The following is a 16,230-nucleotide window of genomic DNA, read 5'->3' as shown; positions in this document are numbered from 1 at the left end:
GTGCAAGGCAACATGGAGAGTGCAAGGCAATATGATGAGTAAACCTTTGGTAGCCATTATTATGGGGTCGGACAGTGATTGGCCGGTCATGAAAAACGCGGCACAAATGCTGGCAGACTTTGGCGTGGCCTATGAAGCCCGTGTCGTCTCTGCCCATCGCACGCCAGATTTGATGTTCCAGTTTGCCGAGTCTGCTGCCAGCCAGGGGGTTCAGGTCATTATTGCCGGTGCCGGAGGCGCAGCGCACCTGCCAGGTATGGTCGCAGCTAAAACAACATTGCCCGTATTAGGTGTGCCAGTGCCTTCCAAGCATTTGCAGGGGCAGGACTCCTTATTGTCTATCGTACAAATGCCTAAAGGTATTCCGGTAGCTACCTTTGCAATCGGCGATGCCGGTGCAGCAAACGCAGGCCTGTTTGCAATAGCCATGCTGGCCAATCATGATGCAGGCCTGGCTCAGAAGCTGACTGCTTTCCGTCAAAAGCAGGCTGAAAAAGTACATGCAATGGAGTTAAGCGAGAAACCATGATGCCAACCGTGATTCAACCACCCGCCATGCTCGGGATGCTGGGTGGCGGCCAGTTAGGCCGCTTTTTTGTGATTGCAGCGCACGAAATGGGTTATAAGGTCACCGTGCTGGATCCGGACAAACACAGTCCGGCGGGCATGATTGCCGATGTGCATTTGTGCGCAGCTTATGATGATGCCGCGGCACTCAATACGATGGCGGAAACCTGCCAGGCGATTTCAACCGAATTTGAAAATGTGCCTGCCGAAACATTGGCTACGCTTGCACAAAGCACGGTTGTGCATCCGAGTGCCGATGCGGTGGCGATTGCGCAGCACCGTATTAAAGAAAAAACTTTCTTTAAAGAGGCAGGGTTGCCGGTGGGTCCATTTGTGCCGGTGCTGGCTGAAAGTGACTTGCCTGAAAATGGCGAGATGTACCCGGCCGTACTCAAAGTGGCGCGTTTTGGCTATGATGGAAAAGGGCAGGCCCGCGTTGCCAATCCTGAAGAAGCGAAAGCCGCTTTTCACGCCTTCAAGCAGGAAGTGTGCGTGCTCGAAAAAATGCTGCCACTGGATCTGGAGGTCTCTGTCGTGCTGGCGCGAGATGTACATGGCAATATTGCGGCTTTTCCCACTGCTGAAAACAGCCATTTAAATGGCATTCTCGATATCAGCATCGCCCCTGCGCGCTGTACTGAGGTGATCAAGGCCAACGCCCAGGAACTGGCGAAAAAACTGGCGACACAACTGAATTATGTGGGTGTGCTCGGTGTGGAATTTTTTGTGGTGGGCAACCAGTTGCTGGTCAATGAAATTGCGCCACGACCACACAATTCAGGTCACTACACGATTGATGCCTGCGTGACAAACCAGTTTGAACAGCAGGTACGTGTGATTACCGGGCAGGCGCTTGGCAGCCCGCGTTTACATAGCAAAGCGGTGATGGTGAATATTCTGGGCGACAGTTGGCTTTACAGTGGTCAGCAAAGCGAGCCAGCCTGGGATAAAGCATTTGCACATGGTGACTTGAAAATGCATTTATATGGCAAACAGGAGCCGCGCAAAGGCCGCAAAATGGGTCATTTTACTGTGATTGGCGAGGATGCGCAGGCCGTGCTCAATAGTGCCAGGGTTGCGCGGAGTGAATTGCATATTGGTGAATAATGGTTGAGCATTAAAAAAGCCCGGGATCATCCGGGCTTTTTTAATGCGGGCAAGAATGGCGTTGATTAAGACAGCTGCGCTTGAACCTGCTTTCTAAACTCCAGGGGCGACGCGATGAGATCAAATGTTTCCTTGGTGCCGCCAGTGCCAGAAACGATGATGGTGCCGAATCCGAATATCCTGCCAGGAATACTTTGATTCACGCCGATGCCTTCGACTTTGTGCAGCAGCACTTCCAGCGAGTGGCGTCTTATAAAGCCAACTTTGATCAATACACGTTTGTTGGTAATTGCAAACTCGGAGGTTTTATACCTGATCAGGCTGCTGATCGCTGATCCCAGCGCTAATGCCAGGCTGAGGAGGCTGATATACCAGAGCCCTTGAGTGGCTTCGGACTGCAATAATATAAAAACACTGAGAGCTACACTCAATAGTAAATACAAAGCCGCGTTGATGAAAATAATCCAATGCAATCTGGCGCGGTAGATGACTGTTTCACTGGCAAGCAGATTGTTGTCGATAAAGCTCACAATATTTTCCTTCCGGAGGATAAATGCGCAAGTGGCTAAAATGGCGGCAAGTGAATAGTGATGCTGGCTGGGTAGCAATGCCACCAGTATCGCCGATTGCTTTTAAATCAGTCAATCAGCGTCAGGGGATAGAGGCTAATAAAAAAGCCGGACATCTGTCCGGCTTCTTTGTATGCACCCCTACTGAAATTATTCAGCAGCTTTTTTGGCGCGAGGCTTGGCAGCTTTTTTAGCTGGTGCAGCTTCTGCTTTAGGCGCAGCGGCTTTTTTTACAGAAACCAAAGCAGCTGGAGCATCCCCTGACAGTGCCTTGATAGCAGCAGTCAAACGGCTCTTGTGACGAGCAGCTTTATTTTTGTGAATGATTTTTTTGTCAGCGATACGGTCGATCACGCTTACATTTTCCTGGTATGAAGCGACTGCAGCCGCTTTATCACCAGTTTGAATGGCTTTGATGACTTTTTTGATTGCAGTACGCAAAGTAGAGCGCAACGCAGCATTATGCGCATTCACTTTCACGGATTGACGCGCGCGTTTGCGAGCTTGTGCGGTATTTGCCATGTTAGTTTATCCTGTTACTTTCAAAGGGGTGTAATACGAAACCGTGCATAATACTGTTATTGTCTTGTTTTTGCAAGATTAAAAACGTAATTTCATCGATTGAATCTGGCTGCATGGTAAAATCGCCCAACTTTTAAACACGCTGACAGGCTGCGCTAGATGCCTTGCTGCCAAAAACAATCAAGGCGCGTATTCTCCACTATTTATGAACTTGCTCAAAGCACTCGCCACTGTGGGTGGCATGACTTTTATCTCGCGGTTGCTCGGTTTTTTGCGCGATACGCTGATTGCGCGTATTTTTGGCGCTGGCATGGCAACAGATGCATTCTTTGTTGCATTTAAAATTCCTAACTTGTTGCGTCGTATTTCAGGCGAGGGTGCGTTCAGCCAGGCCTTTGTGCCCATCCTTTCCGAGTATCGCAAGCAACGCACGCCAGAAGCCACCCGTGCCCTGATTGACCATGTATCAAGTTTGCTGGGGTTGTTTCTGGTCGCAATCACCATTGTGGGCATGCTGGCTGCGCCACTCATTGTAAAACTTACGTCGCCTGGTTTTGTGGCTGACCCTGCCAAGTTTCAACTGACCACGGATTTGTTGCGTATTACCTTTCCCTACATTCTCTTTATCTCACTAGTATCGATGGCGGGTGGCGTACTCAATGCCTTTAGCAAGTTTCAGGTGCCAGCGTTTACACCTGTGTGGCTGAATCTGTGTTTTATAGGCGCGGCCTTGTTTGTGGCGCCGCACTTTCACAATTCGGTCTATGTGCTGGCCTGGGCGGTGTTCGTCGGTGGCATCATTCAATTACTGTATCAATTGCCGTATTTGCAACAAATCGGCATGTTGCCGCGCTATGCACTTAATTTGCAGGATGAAGGCGTGCGCCGTATTTTAAGACTGATGGGTCCCGCCATTTTTGGTGTCTCCGTGGCACAAATTTCCATTGTGCTTAACAATATTTTTGCCTCGTTTATGCCTACCGGCAGTGTGTCCTGGCTGTATTACGCAGATCGCCTGATGGAGTTTCCTACCGGTGTGTTAGGCGTGGCACTTGGCACTATTTTGTTACCCAGTTTATCCAAAGCGCATGTCGATAAGTCTGGCGCCGAGTTCTCGTTGCTGCTGGATTGGGGCTTGCGCCTGACCTTTATGTTATCGATTCCGGCAGCGGTGGCCATGGCTGTGCTTTCCAAACCTTTGGTAGCCAGCCTGTTTTATTACGGAAAATTTACCCCGGTGGATGTGGCGCAAACCGAAAGTGCATTGATCGCTTACAGCCTGAGTTTGCTCGGTCTGATTATGGTGAAAGTGCTTGCGCCCGGTTTTTATGCCAGACAAAACGTGAAAACACCGGTCAAAATTGCTATTTTCACCCTGGTGATGACCCAGATATTCAATGTCTTGTTTTTATATTTCACGCCTTTGCGGCACGCGGGGCTGGCGCTGGCCGTCGGCCTGGGCGCTTGTCTCAATGCAACGTTGCTCTGGGTGACTTTGCGCAGAACTGGAGCCTATCAACCACAGGCCGGATGGCTGTTATTTTTAGCCAGGCTGCTGATTGCGGTGACTGTCATGGCACTCGCATTACATGCTGCCGCGACGTGGTCGGGAGACTGGTTGCAGATGCCGGTATTGACTCGCATGCTACATCTGGCGGGTGTGGTGGTGTTGGGCATGGCCGTCTATTTTGCCATGCTGGGAGTGTTAGGGTTTCGTCCGCGTGACTTCGTAAAGCGGGTTGCCAAAGAATAAGGATAGACAGTCATGCAGGTATTTCGTCACCTACCGGTCTGTACACAGGCACAAGCCATTGCCATCGGTAATTTTGATGGCATGCATCTAGGTCATCAGGCTTTGTTGCGCCAGCTGCTCGCCTATACCCAAACTTACAAGATTTTGCCAGCGGTGATGACGTTTGAACCGCATCCACGCGAGTTTTTCATGCCGCATAACGCACCAGCACGGCTGGCCTCCATGCGCGAAAAGCTGGAGTATTTTGCTGCGTGCGGTATCCAGCATGTGTATGTGCAGCGTTTTAACCATGCGTTTGCCGCGCAGAGCCCTGAAACTTTCATGCAGATGTTGCGCGCGCAACTGCATACACAGGTGGTGATGGTGGGCGAAGACTTCTGTTTTGGCGCCAAACGTGCGGGCAGTGTGCAAACCTTGATAGAAAACGGCTTTAATGTCATCCCCTTGCCTGAAGTGCAATGGCAGGGTGAGCGTGTGTCGAGCACGCTGGTGCGCGATGCACTGGCCGCAGGCGATTTACTCAAGGCTCAAGCGCTGCTGGGCCGTCCTTACAGCATCAGTGGCAAAGTGGTGCACGGAGCCAAATTGGGGCGTCAGTTGGGTTTTCCTACCGCCAATGTGCATATGCGTCACGAACGCCCTGCACTGACCGGAGTTTATGCGGTAAAATTGAACAATTTACCGGCAGTTGCCAATTTGGGCATCCGTCCAACGCTGGAAGGCATTCCCAAACTCAAACTCGAAGTGCATGTGTTTGATTTTTCTGGCGATTTGTATGATCAACATGTGCAAGTACAATTTTTGCACAAACTGCGTGACGAACAAAAGTTTGCCGGGCTGGATGCACTCAAGGCGCAAATTGCGCTGGATGTTGACCAGGCGAAACACTATTTTAGCCACCGATAATCACCGACTGTACTGCCCGGTGTCATCTGTGGCTGATTTTTTTGGATATAACAATGACTGACCAAGACAAAGATTCTAAATACGCACTGAATTTACCGGAAACCAGCTTTCCGATGCGTGGTGATTTGGCCAAGCGCGAGCCGGCCTGGTTAACAAGCTGGCAAGAACGCAAGGTCTACGCGCGTATTCGTGCCAAACGCAAGGGTGCTAAAAAATTCATCCTGCATGATGGCCCACCGTATGCCAACGGTGACATCCATATTGGTCACGCTGTTAATAAAATCCTCAAGGACATCATCATCAAAGCCAAAACTATGGACGGTTTTGACGCGCCTTATGTGCCCGGCTGGGATTGTCATGGCCTGCCAATTGAACTGGTGGTGGAAAAAACCCACGGTAAGAATATAGACCCTGCCAAGTTTCGCGAATTGTGCCGCGCCTACGCTGCCGAGCAGGTGGAAAAGCAGAAAAAAGATTTTATCCGCCTGGGTGTGTTGGGTGACTGGGATCATCCTTACCTGACCATGGATTATCACACCGAGGCCGACATCATGCGTGCTTTGGGCGAAATATACAAAAATGGTTATCTGTACCAGGGTTCCAAGCCTGTGCATTGGTGCGTGGATTGCGGTTCTGCGTTGGCTGAAGCAGAAGTCGAGTATGAGGATGTCAATTCGCCGGCGATTGATGTTGGGTTTAAGGTTGTGGATAACGCGGCCCTTGGCAAAGCATTCAATACCACGGTGAGCGGCGATGCGTATGCCGTGATCTGGACGACGACGCCATGGACCTTGCCTGCCAATCAGGCGGTGAGTGTCAATGCCGAACTGGAGTATGACCTGATCCAGACCAGTAAAGGGCTGCTGATTTTGGTGCGTGACCTGGCAGAGAAAACACTGGCCAGATATGCAGAAGAAAATACTTCTGTGCTTGCTTCTTGCAAAGGCGCAGCTTTGCGCGGCTTGCTGTTGCAACACCCGTTCGACAACCGTCAGGTGCCTGTGATTACGGGTGACCACGTCACCACCGATGCCGGTACCGGTTTGGTACACACCGCGGCTGCGCACGGTAATGATGACTGGCTGGTCATGCGTGCCAATTTCCCGAACGAGAAACCACGGGTGCTCATCGGCGGCGATGGCAAGTTCTTCACGAGCGAACTGGTTGAGCTGGCTGACATTCGCGGCTTGAGCCGTCAGGACGCCAATAAAGTGATTCTGGCCAAGCTGCAGGAAAACGGTGTGCTGTTCGCCTCGGCGCGCCTGAATCATAGCTTCCCGCATTGCTGGCGTCATAAAACACCGCTGATGCAACTGGCCACCCACCAATGGTTTATCGGTATGCACTCCGTCGGCAAAGATAGCAAGGCCTTGCGCGAGCATGCGAATGCCGCTGTCGATGCGACACAGTTCTTCCCGAGCTGGGGCCGTGCGCGTCTGGAGGCCATGATTAAAAACCGTCCTGACTGGTGCGTTTCGCGTCAGCGTAACTGGGGCGTGCCTATGCCTTTGTTTGTGCATAAAGAGACAGGTGAGCCGCATCCAAAAACAGCCGAGTTGTTAGAGCAAGCGGCTTTGCTCACCGAGCAATCGGGCGTAGAAGCCTGGTTTAGTTTGGATGGCGCCGCTTTTCTGGCCAAGCATGCGCCTGAGAACGCTGATTTATACAAAAAAGTCAGCGATACTCTGGACGTGTGGTTTGACTCCGGTGCGACCCATGCGGCAGTGTTGAAACGTCGCCCTGAACTCGCGCATCCCGCAGATTTGTATCTTGAAGGTTCAGACCAGCACCGTGGCTGGTTCCAGTCCAGTTTGCTGACGGGTTGTGCCATTGATGGCCGCGCCCCATACAAAGCCTTGCTAACGCATGGGTTTGTGGTTGATGGCGCGGGCCACAAAATGAGTAAATCCAAGGGCAACGTGGTTGCGCCACAAAAGGTGATGGATACTTATGGCGCGGATATTTTGCGTTTGTGGGTAGCTTCGACCGACTATTCTGGCGAGTTGACCATCAGTGACGAAATTCTCAAGCGTGTGGCCGATGGCTACCGCCGTATCCGCAATACCTTGCGCTTTTTGCTCTCCAACCTGGCCGATTTTGACGCCAGCAAAGATTTACTGCCGATAGATCAGTGGCTGGAAATTGACCGTTATGCCCTGCATTTGACGCAGTCATTGCAAACGGCGATTTTGGCGGATTATGACAAGTACGAGTTTCATCTGGCTGTGCAGAAGTTTGTTGGTTTTTGTTCGGAAGGTCTGGGTGGTTTTTACCTGGATATCCTCAAAGACCGCCTTTATACCAGTGGTGAACACTCAGCTGCCCGCCGTGCGGCGCAAAGTGCTTTGTACCATATCACCCATGCCATGATGCGTCTGATGGCGCCGATTTTGAGTTTTACTGCCGATGAAATCTGGCAGACGTTGGGCCTGGATAAGGTCGCGACGGTATTTGAAGAGGATTGGTATGCGCTGCCGGAGCATGGCTTGAGTGCGTCTCAGGTGCAACACTGGCAAACCATTATTGCGCTACGTGCGCAAGCGGCGAAGGAGATCGAAGTATTGCGTGGTGAAGGCAAAGTTGGCTCTTCATTGCAGGCCGAACTCGAATTTCATGTCGCAGGTGATGCATTTGATGCACTGAGCAGTCTGCAAGACGATTTGCGATTTGCCATGATTACCTCGAGCGCGACAACACATAAAGTGGCAGATGCTGCCGCACAAAAAATTCTGGTGAAGCCAAGCGCGCACAAAAAATGTGATCGTTGCTGGCACTATCGTGCCGATGTGGGCAGTGATGTTGCGCACCCCACGATTTGCGGCCGTTGCGTGAGCAATTTGTTTGGCAAGGGCGAAGTGCGTCGTTATGCGTAAGTTAAAAACTGCGGCGCCCTGGTTCGGGTTGAGTGCGCTGGTGATCGTGCTCGACCTCTACACTAAACACCTGATCCAGAGTGCTTTTCTTTACGGCGAGCATTTACCTGTGACCGGGTTTTTTGATCTGGTGCGGTATCACAACACCGGCGCTGCATTCAGCTTTTTGGCCAATGCCGGTGGCTGGCAGCATGGGTTTTTCACTGCGGTATCCACACTGGCTTCTGCGGTGATGGTCTACCTTATCCTCAAAAATCAACACAACACACTTTTCTGCCTGGGACTTGCCCTGGTGTTGGGTGGGGCGTTGGGTAATTTATATGATCGCCTGACCTTGGGCTATGTGGTGGATTTTCTGCTGTTTTATTATCAGCAATGGGCATGGCCTGCATTTAATGTAGCAGACAGTGCCATTTGTGTGGGGGTCGGTGTGTTGTTGCTGGATAGCTTTAAAACACCTGACCCTTCTTAAAAGCTCGCCAAGAAGCTTTGCAACATGAGCCATTGATAAACCGTTTGTACGTTTTTATTACTTGGGGGAGTTGTTTTGCCGGACTGGAGAAAACTGATTGCCGCAAAAGTGGCCTTGGCCAAACGTGGTAGCAAGCCGCGTAGCAAAACTATGAGTCAACTTGGTATACAAGGGGTGGATGCGCGCGTGCCACCGGGTCAGCGCTTAGTGGATAACTTTCCTGTGCTCGATCTCGGTGTGCGCCCTAACGTCAATACTGCCAACTGGATGCTGAATATCTATGGTCTGGTGGAGATGCCGCTGACGCTTAGCTGGCTGGATTTTCGCAGCTTGCCACAAACCAGCGATACTTCGGATTTTCACTGTGTGACGCGCTGGTCACAACTCGATATGGCCTGGGAGGGTGTACAGGCGCGTGAGTTGTTGATGATGGCAGGGCCTTTGGCATCAGCCAAGTATGTGACCATGCATGGCTATGATGGCTACACCACCAATTTGCCGCTGGAGGCTTTGCTGGATGATGATGTCATGATTGCGCACAGTGTCAATGGACATTCGCTGACGGCTGAGCACGGTGGCCCGGTACGTATGGTGGTGCCCAAGCGTTACGCATGGAAAGGCGCCAAATGGTTGAAGGCCATTGAGATGCATGCGGCTGATCGGCCAGGTTTTTGGGAGGTGCGCGGCTATCACAATGACGCTTTTCCGTTTGCAGAGCAGCGTTATTCTGACGATGCGTTTTAGTGTGGTAAACCCGGTATGGATGGATTGGATTATGTATTTACTGATGTTGTCAAACTCTGGCAGGGCAGTAGTCGTTGGTATTACGTCAGCTTGCCGGTTGAAATGTCCAACGAAGTCCTGACTTTAAGCAAATATCATCAGGTCAAGCGCCGCGGCTGGGGTGCCATTAAAGTGCAGGCGCACATTCTGGGCACGGCTTCCAAGCAGCCACTGCGTGAACAGGTGGTGTGGCAGACCTCTATTTTTCCGGCGTTCAAAAATGGTTTGTACCAATTGTTTCTTAAAGCCGATGTTCGCAAGTTAAGCGGCATCGGGGTGGCGGATGCTGTCACTGTGCAATTGCGCCTTATTTTTTAACTTGAATTTTTAAACTGGGCTGGTTTCATGCCGTTCGCTCTCTTCCAGCAACTGTTTGATCTGCTCTATGCCACAAGGGCGCCCCAGTAAAAATCCCTGAATCTGGTCGCAGCCCAGCGATTGTAAAAAGTCAAACTGTGCCTGGGTTTCCACACCTTCTACCACCACGCTCAAGCCCAGAATATGGGCGGTTTTGGTGATGGTTTGAATGATCTGCTTGTCGGCTTCACTTTCCGGCACATCGGTTAAAAATGCACGGTCAATTTTCAGGTCATCAATCGGTAAATGTTTCAGCTTGAACAGCGAAGAGTTACCAACCCCAAAGTCATCCAGCGCAATGCGCACGCCCAGTTTTTTCATCTGTTGCAGAATCTCCAGTGCCTGTTCTTCCTGCTCAAACACGGCACTTTCGGTAATTTCAAGGGTAATGGTGGCGGGGTCCAGATCAAATGCATGCAGAATCAGTGAAATGTAATTGGAAAGCCCCTGATCGCGGAATTGTTTGGGAGAGATGTTGATCGAGAGCCCGATTTCTTTTTTAAGTTGTTTTGACAGTTGGGATACCGTTCTGCAGGCATGTTCAATGACCCATTCTCCAATCGGCACAATTAAACCTACTTCTTCAGCATAAGGGATAAATGTGGCGGGCGAGATAATTTCGCCTTTGGGCTTTTTCCAGCGGATCAGTGCTTCTATCGTTTTGATGCGCGGACCATTGGGCTGCAGCTCAAAAATGGGTTGAAACTCCAGAAAAAACTCATGGCGTTGAATGGCTTTGCGCAGCTGGATATCGAGATGGTAGATGCTTTGTGCCAGCTTGGTTTGTTCTTTGGCATAAAACTGATATTGATTGCCGCCACGCTGTTTGGCCACATTGAGTGCTGTATGTGCATTCCGGGTCAGGTTGGCCGTATGGCTGGCGTCTTTGGGAAACAGGCTGATGCCAATATACGTTTCCAGAATCAGTTCATGGCCATCTATCGTCGTCGGCGTATTGACTGCTCGCATTAAAGACTGCACCAGATGAATCAGTTCGGATTCATTCAGCCTGGCGGTGACGATCAGGGCGAATTTGTCGCTATGCATACGCCCCACTTCTCCCAGGTTGGTGGCGACTTGTTGCAGGCGTTTCGCTATATTGATCAAAAACAGATCACCGGTATGGTGTCCAAAGCTGTCGTTAATCGCTTTAAAGCGGCTCAAGTCAATGAGTACCAAGGCCACAGTCTGGCTTTCGGTGGTGGCGTGTATCAGGGCATGTTCGAGTTTAAGCTGAATGGCGTGACGATTGGGCAAGTTGGTCAGCGGATCGTGTTGGGCAAGATGTTCATACGCATATTCTTTATCCGCCAGGCGTTGCTCGGCGATCAGTAGTCGCTCACTTTCACGCAATAAAATACTTTGCCGCATGGCAGAAAACAGCAAAATACAAATCACTGAGGCGATTGCAATATTGTATGCATAAGGATGGGGGCCATTTTGTGAGGTAATCAGCACCAGTGTCCCAATGCTGAACACAAAGGCAATCAGCGGAATGATTGCGCGCATGCGCATGCATTGTCGTTGGAAACTGCGACTATTTGAGCTTTCGAGGTGCCAGCCATACAGGCCAAGTCCGATCAGCAAATGAAACACCGAAAATGAAAAATTCAGCCATGGATTATTTTGTGGCACGTGATTCAGTGCATTCAAATTCCATTGCATCCAGCACAGGCCCGAGAGTAACAAGCCCAGGCTTAGTTGCACCCATGGCAGCATCAATGCAGGCCGCAAGTAGGGGATCATCAGCAGAGAAACCAATCCTGCACTCAGCATGCTGACCGGATAACCCGCCAGTACTGCCAGTTGCAAGCCATCGACATGGCCGGACTTTGGCAGGTAGGTCACCAGTACATAGCCTAAAACAGCCGTGGTGAATGAGAGTGCATCAATCGTAAAGGCGATGGTTTTTGATCTGGATAACTGACTTTTGAGCGCAATCAGAAAACCAATAATAAGGCCGGGGCCAAGCAGTAAGTAGAAAAGATCAGAAGGTGCAGGAAAGGTAGTAAAGTGGGTCGCAGTCTGTGCAACCCACAACAAGCCACCAATCAGGTAGCTGGTGGCGCCGATTAAAAACCATTTTTTATAAGGTTTCTGTGCATTGTCTGCATGGCGGTAACCCAGCCAGGCCAACAATGCGCCAAAAATATTTGTGCTTAACCAGTGAATATTGTCCAGAATAATGATTGCAGACGAGGGAACAATCTCATATGCACACATCGTAAGTAACAACACCGATACTGCTACTGCCGTGACGTTTTGAACCACTGTCATAAGCCCCCCCGTTTTAAAGGAATTTAGCAATCACTTGGTTTGAATATCTATTTTTTATTTATTAACCATTTTGTACTTGAATACAAAAGAAAACACACGCCGCCTAACACTAACCCAAACAGGCCATTGAGCGCAATATCCCACAAAGCAACATTGCTGAGCCAGTGATGCAGTTGCGGAATACTGTGCGTGAAGATGCCGCCACCAACCAGAAACATGGCGGCGGTGCCAAGCACGGTGAGCAAGCGCATGAGGTAGGGCACGGTACATACCATCAGCCAGCCTGATTTGCGTATCAGTTGAGACAGCGCCTGTGTTCCGGAGGTGCGCATCAACCATAATCCGGCATCGTCCATCTTCACAATCGCGGCAACCAGGCCGTAAACGCCCACTGTCATCAACACGGCAATCACCGAGAGCACCATCACGCGTTGCGTCAGCACCACTTCAGCCACCACACCCAGCGCAATCACAATGATTTCTGCCGAGAGGATAAAGTCTGTGCGAATCGCACCCTTGATTCTTTCCTGTTCCAGCGCAAGCAGGTCTTGCTGTGTATTTTGCATGGCCTGGTGAATATCAGCCGCATGTGCATGGTCTGCCGCTACATGAAACAGCTTGTGCCAGGTTTTTTCAAAGCCTTCAAAACATAAAAAAGCGCCACCCAACATGAGTAGCGGTGTGATCAGCCAAGGCGCCAGCGCACTGATCAGCAAAGCAGTGGGCACCAGGATCAGTTTGTTGATGAGTGAACCGCAGGCCACAGCCCATACCACCGGTAACTCGCGCTCGGCAGCAATGCCGCTGACTTGCTGTGCGTTAAGCGCCAGGTCATCACCGAGGACGCCAGCCGTTTTTTTTGCAGCAAGCTGGCTCATCACCGATACATCATCAAGCATGGTCGTGATGTCGTCTAAAAGCGCGAGCAGGCTTGCAGTGGCCATATGAATGATTCCCCGTGATAAAGCAAAGTTTGCTTATTCTACTGTAATCCGGCTAGAATCACGGAATGCGAAATGTTAAGACACAGCGTTGGATTGCCCGGCTCGCCATGATGGCGATGCTGCTGGTCAGTCTCGTGCCGACATTGAGCCTGGCTTTCCCCATGCAAAGCGGCAAGAGCTTTGTGCAGGAAGTCTGTTCCACCCAGGGCAGTAAATTAGTGATTCAGGTCATCACTACCCAAGGGAAACAGCTTTCTACCCTGATTGATTACAAGCCCTCTCAAAAGCCTGTTTCGCTCAGTCATCACCTTAATCATTGCCCGTTCTGCCATATGGCCATCGATGATGTGGTGCAGCCTTCTTACAGTCCTGCTTATATTCTGTTTCAGCAAGCACAGGCAGATATCGCGCTCAGCGAATATCAGGCGCCTGTTGTTTCGTATTTTTACCCTTCTGCGCATACCACCCGCGCACCGCCACTGACTTCATCCCCAGTCTAGTTCCGTCCGCAGTTTTGACGGTTTCGAGTAATGCCTGTACTACGCAGGCATGGATGGAGTCATCACATGATCATCATTAACCTTCAGGCAATGATATTTGCCAAACAGGTGGAGTGGAAACGCCACATCACCCTCAAAGAAATCGCCGAATCTACCGGCATCAGCCGCATGACCTTGCACCGCATGGTCAAGAAACCTTCCTACAACGCCTGCACCGAGCATCTGGACAAACTTTGCGCATTTTTTAATTGCGAGATTGGTGCATTGATCCGCTGGCAACCTGATGCTGCTGTCAGGCACAGCGTTGCAGCCTGATTCAATCTTTTCATAAAAATAAATCTAGAGTACTGCCGCAGTCGATAAACGGCTGCGGCTCAGGGAGTATGTATGTTATCTAAAATGTATCTGACTGTATTCATGGCGTTGCCTGCACTGTGTGCACAGGCTGAGTCAATTGAAGTCAATAATGTCGAGGTTAAAGCACCCAAAAAAACCAATGCAGTCGCGCAGCAAAATGCTGCACAAGCAGCGGGAGACAGTGCATATGTGATTGGAGATATGCTTGGTTTGCAATTGCGCCGTAACGGCGGCGTATCCAGTCTGCCGATGATGCAAGGGTTGGCCGATGACCGCATTCGTATCAAAGTCGATGGCATGGATTTGATTTCGAGTTGTGCTAATCACATGAATCCGGCGCTTTCCTACATTGCGCCGACCAATATTGCCGAAGTTAAAGTCTTCAAAGGATTGGCGCCAGTGAGTGTGGGAGGGGACAGCATCGCTGGCAGCATTATTGTCAATTCGGCAACCCCCGAGTTTGCAACGGACGACCAGTTGCTGACACATGCCAGTGTGAATACTTTTTATCGCAGTAACAATGATGCATTTGGTGTGAACGCCTCGGCTTCGGTGGCTAATCAGCAAATGTACATGCGTTACACAGGCGCCACTGTTGATGCCAATAATGCACATGCAGGAGGAGCATTTAAACCTGCGGGTCTGGCTGCAACGGGCAGAGGTTGGCTGGACGCCGATGAAATCGGATCCTCCGCCTATCGTTCAACCAACCATGCTTTGGCCCTCGGTTTTTATATGGACAATCATTTGTTCGAGTTCAAGCTGGGTTTACAAGACATCGACAAGCAGGGTTTTCCCAATCAGCGCATGGACATGACAGGTAACCGCAGTGAGCAATACCAGCTGAAGCACGAGGCCAAGTTTGACTGGGGGAAATGGCAGAGCCGTGTGTATCACGAGCATACACAACACAGCATGAACTTTGGCGCTGACAAGCAGTTTTGGTATGGCAATGCGCCGGGCATGCCGATGGACACACGCGGCAATACCACGGGGTTTAATACACAGGTGGACTGGTTGCTGAATCTGCGCGATACCGTGCGTTTCGGCTTGGATTTGCAGAGATATAGCCTGGAAGATTACTGGCCAGCTTCGGGTAGCGGCATGATGATGGCGCCCAATACTTTCCAAAATATCCACAATGGCAGGCGTGACCGTAATGATCTCTACGCCGAGTGGGATGCTGCATGGTCTTCACAATGGTGGACGCAGGCTGGCGTGCGTTTGAGTGAGGTGAGCTCTGATGCAGACAATGTGCAAGGATACAACAACAGTCTGGCTGGAATGGCTGGCTATGGTGCGGCGGCTGCGATCTTCAACGCCAAAGATAAAAGCCAGACCGACCACAATGTAGACAGTACTTGGCTGGCAAAATTTACCCCTGACGCTACGCAAGACTATGAATTTGGGTATGCGCTGAAAATGCGATCACCTAATTTATATGAGCGCTATACCTGGGCAAACACCAACAGTATGGTCATGAACATGAATAACTGGTTCGGAGATGGTAATGGCTATGTTGGCAATCTCAATCTGGATCCTGAGAAATCTCATACTTTGCAATTGACCGCTGATTGGCACGATGCAGACCGTCAGGACTGGCAAGTCAAGGTTACCCCTTTTTATCGCTATATCCGTGATTATATCGATGCGGCTACCTGCGTGAGCGTAGGGGTGACATGTGCCGCACGTACCGATGGTTTTTCTAACCTGACACTCTCTAATCAAAACGCACGAATGTACGGGTTTGACCTGAACGCCAAAAAAACACTGGTGGTTGATAGCGCCTGGGGCAGTGTGGGCGTGCAGCTGAATATGAACTACGTACGCGGTGAAAACACGGAAAGCCATGACGACCTCTACGCCATCATGCCACTCAATGCAAAGCTGGCCTTATTACATGCCGATGGCAACTGGAAAAGCCGTGTGCAAACGCGCATGGTCGAGAATAAATCCCGTGTGCAGGCGATTCGTAACGAGAACGAAACTGCGGGTTATGTCTTGCTCGATATGTACACCAGTTATGAATGGAAAAAGGCGCGCTTGGATATGGGGTTGGAGAACATACTGGATAAGCTCTACTTTGACCCAACCGGTGGAGCATATCTTGGACAAGGCGCGACGATGGGTGCAACCGTTCGCCAAGGGCTGCAAGTGCCTGGAATTGGGCGTTCGGTCAATCTGGCGTTAACACTGTTTTATTAATCCTGGGCAAAGTTCGCAACGATGCGGACGTTAACATT

The 16,230-nt window shown here is 50.6% G+C and carries 15 protein-coding genes; 11 read left to right on the top strand and 4 right to left on the bottom strand.

The window, feature by feature from the left end; translation table 11 throughout:
- The first annotated feature begins 34 nt into the window (after window positions 1–34).
- Both purE and Q9291_RS05930 read left to right on the top strand, forming a co-directional pair.
- Window positions 35–529 carry a 5-(carboxyamino)imidazole ribonucleotide mutase gene (gene purE, locus Q9291_RS05935; protein ID WP_306389140.1) on the top strand — a complete coding sequence of 165 codons (495 nt, stop codon included), beginning with the start codon at window positions 35–37 and terminating at the stop codon, window positions 527–529.
- Window positions 526–1,674, top strand: a complete 1,149-nt coding sequence (locus Q9291_RS05930) for a 5-(carboxyamino)imidazole ribonucleotide synthase (RefSeq protein ID WP_306389106.1) — start codon at window positions 526–528, stop codon at window positions 1,672–1,674. Before purE ends, Q9291_RS05930 begins: the two co-directional genes overlap by 4 nt.
- A 65-nt stretch (window positions 1,675–1,739) precedes the next feature.
- Here Q9291_RS05930 and Q9291_RS05925 read toward each other — a convergent pair whose 3' ends face one another.
- Window positions 1,740–2,204: a PH domain-containing protein gene (locus Q9291_RS05925; RefSeq protein WP_306389105.1), complete on the bottom strand. Its 465-nt coding sequence runs from the start codon at window positions 2,202–2,204 to the stop codon at window positions 1,740–1,742.
- Between the two features lie 189 nt (window positions 2,205–2,393).
- Window positions 2,394–2,765, bottom strand: a complete 372-nt coding sequence (rpsT, locus tag Q9291_RS05920) for a 30S ribosomal protein S20 (RefSeq protein ID WP_306389104.1) — start codon at window positions 2,763–2,765, stop codon at window positions 2,394–2,396.
- Window positions 2,766–2,970: 205 nt separating this feature from the next.
- Here rpsT and murJ point away from each other — a divergent pair, with 205 nt between their 5' ends.
- From murJ to Q9291_RS05890, 6 genes are all read left to right on the top strand, one after another.
- Window positions 2,971–4,518: a murein biosynthesis integral membrane protein MurJ gene (gene murJ / locus Q9291_RS05915; RefSeq protein ID WP_306389103.1), complete on the top strand. Its 1,548-nt coding sequence runs from the start codon at window positions 2,971–2,973 to the stop codon at window positions 4,516–4,518.
- A 12-nt stretch (window positions 4,519–4,530) separates the two neighbouring features.
- On the top strand, window positions 4,531–5,424 hold the full coding sequence (locus tag Q9291_RS05910) for a bifunctional riboflavin kinase/FAD synthetase (protein ID WP_306389102.1): 894 nt from the start codon (window positions 4,531–4,533) through the stop codon (window positions 5,422–5,424).
- A gap of 53 nt (window positions 5,425–5,477) precedes the next feature.
- On the top strand, window positions 5,478–8,297 hold the full coding sequence (ileS, locus tag Q9291_RS05905; RefSeq protein WP_306389101.1) for an isoleucine--tRNA ligase: 2,820 nt from the start codon (window positions 5,478–5,480) through the stop codon (window positions 8,295–8,297).
- Complete coding sequence (gene lspA, locus Q9291_RS05900) at window positions 8,290–8,769, top strand: signal peptidase II (RefSeq protein ID WP_306389100.1); 480 nt, start codon at window positions 8,290–8,292, stop codon at window positions 8,767–8,769. Before ileS ends, lspA begins: the two co-directional genes overlap by 8 nt.
- 75 nt (window positions 8,770–8,844) lie before the next feature.
- Window positions 8,845–9,513 (top strand): sulfite oxidase-like oxidoreductase, encoded by a 669-nt coding sequence (locus Q9291_RS05895; RefSeq protein ID WP_306389099.1) that lies wholly within the window; start codon window positions 8,845–8,847, stop codon window positions 9,511–9,513.
- Window positions 9,514–9,528: 15 nt separating this feature from the next.
- A complete protein-coding gene (locus Q9291_RS05890) occupies window positions 9,529–9,870 on the top strand; it encodes a DUF1905 domain-containing protein (protein ID WP_306389098.1) in 342 nt (113 codons plus the stop codon).
- A gap of 9 nt (window positions 9,871–9,879) precedes the next feature.
- Here Q9291_RS05890 and Q9291_RS05885 read toward each other — a convergent pair whose 3' ends face one another.
- Together Q9291_RS05885 and Q9291_RS05880 are read right to left on the bottom strand one after the other, a co-directional pair.
- Window positions 9,880–12,186 (bottom strand): putative bifunctional diguanylate cyclase/phosphodiesterase, encoded by a 2,307-nt coding sequence (locus tag Q9291_RS05885; RefSeq protein ID WP_306389097.1) that lies wholly within the window; start codon window positions 12,184–12,186, stop codon window positions 9,880–9,882.
- 47 nt (window positions 12,187–12,233) lie between these two features.
- Complete coding sequence (locus Q9291_RS05880) at window positions 12,234–13,130, bottom strand: DUF808 domain-containing protein (RefSeq protein WP_306389096.1); 897 nt, start codon at window positions 13,128–13,130, stop codon at window positions 12,234–12,236.
- A gap of 65 nt (window positions 13,131–13,195) precedes the next feature.
- Between Q9291_RS05880 and Q9291_RS05875 the strand changes: the two genes are divergently transcribed.
- The 3 genes from Q9291_RS05875 to Q9291_RS05865 all read left to right on the top strand — a co-directional run bounded on the left by Q9291_RS05875 (window position 13,196) and on the right by Q9291_RS05865 (window position 16,192).
- The gene (locus Q9291_RS05875; protein ID WP_306389095.1) at window positions 13,196–13,630 is read left to right on the top strand and encodes a DUF2946 domain-containing protein; all 435 of its coding nucleotides are present in this window, start codon (window positions 13,196–13,198) and stop codon (window positions 13,628–13,630) included.
- A gap of 66 nt (window positions 13,631–13,696) precedes the next feature.
- Window positions 13,697–13,945: a helix-turn-helix domain-containing protein gene (locus Q9291_RS05870; protein ID WP_306389094.1), complete on the top strand. Its 249-nt coding sequence runs from the start codon at window positions 13,697–13,699 to the stop codon at window positions 13,943–13,945.
- 72 nt (window positions 13,946–14,017) lie between these two features.
- Window positions 14,018–16,192, top strand: a complete 2,175-nt coding sequence (locus tag Q9291_RS05865; RefSeq protein WP_306389093.1) for a TonB-dependent receptor plug domain-containing protein — start codon at window positions 14,018–14,020, stop codon at window positions 16,190–16,192.
- The last annotated feature ends 38 nt before the right edge of the window (window positions 16,193–16,230 follow it).

It is taken from the genome of Methylophilus aquaticus (assembly GCF_030769565.1).
In the GTDB taxonomy this organism is placed as follows: domain Bacteria; phylum Pseudomonadota; class Gammaproteobacteria; order Burkholderiales; family Methylophilaceae; genus Methylophilus; species Methylophilus aquaticus.
Note: the sequence above shows the minus strand (reverse complement) of the source record. Positions and strands in the feature narration are given on the sequence as shown.

Bases quoted from the DNA above. Each gene is read 5' to 3' on its own strand.
- purE (WP_306389140.1), top strand. From the start codon at position 35: ATGAGTAAACCTTTGGTAGCCATTATTATGGGGTCGGACAGTGATTGG.
- Q9291_RS05930 (WP_306389106.1), top strand. From the start codon at position 526: ATGATGCCAACCGTGATTCAACCACCCGCCATGCTCGGGATGCTGGGT.
- rpsT (WP_306389104.1), bottom strand. From the start codon at position 2,765: ATGGCAAATACCGCACAAGCTCGCAAACGCGCGCGTCAATCCGTGAAA.
- murJ (WP_306389103.1), top strand. From the start codon at position 2,971: ATGAACTTGCTCAAAGCACTCGCCACTGTGGGTGGCATGACTTTTATC.
- Q9291_RS05910 (WP_306389102.1), top strand. From the start codon at position 4,531: ATGCAGGTATTTCGTCACCTACCGGTCTGTACACAGGCACAAGCCATT.
- ileS (WP_306389101.1), top strand. From the start codon at position 5,478: ATGACTGACCAAGACAAAGATTCTAAATACGCACTGAATTTACCGGAA.
- lspA (WP_306389100.1), top strand. From the start codon at position 8,290: ATGCGTAAGTTAAAAACTGCGGCGCCCTGGTTCGGGTTGAGTGCGCTG.
- Q9291_RS05890 (WP_306389098.1), top strand. From the start codon at position 9,529: ATGGATGGATTGGATTATGTATTTACTGATGTTGTCAAACTCTGGCAG.
- Q9291_RS05885 (WP_306389097.1), bottom strand. From the start codon at position 12,186: ATGACAGTGGTTCAAAACGTCACGGCAGTAGCAGTATCGGTGTTGTTA.
- Q9291_RS05880 (WP_306389096.1), bottom strand. From the start codon at position 13,130: ATGGCCACTGCAAGCCTGCTCGCGCTTTTAGACGACATCACGACCATG.
- Q9291_RS05875 (WP_306389095.1), top strand. From the start codon at position 13,196: ATGCGAAATGTTAAGACACAGCGTTGGATTGCCCGGCTCGCCATGATG.
- Q9291_RS05870 (WP_306389094.1), top strand. From the start codon at position 13,697: ATGATCATCATTAACCTTCAGGCAATGATATTTGCCAAACAGGTGGAG.
- Q9291_RS05865 (WP_306389093.1), top strand. From the start codon at position 14,018: ATGTTATCTAAAATGTATCTGACTGTATTCATGGCGTTGCCTGCACTG.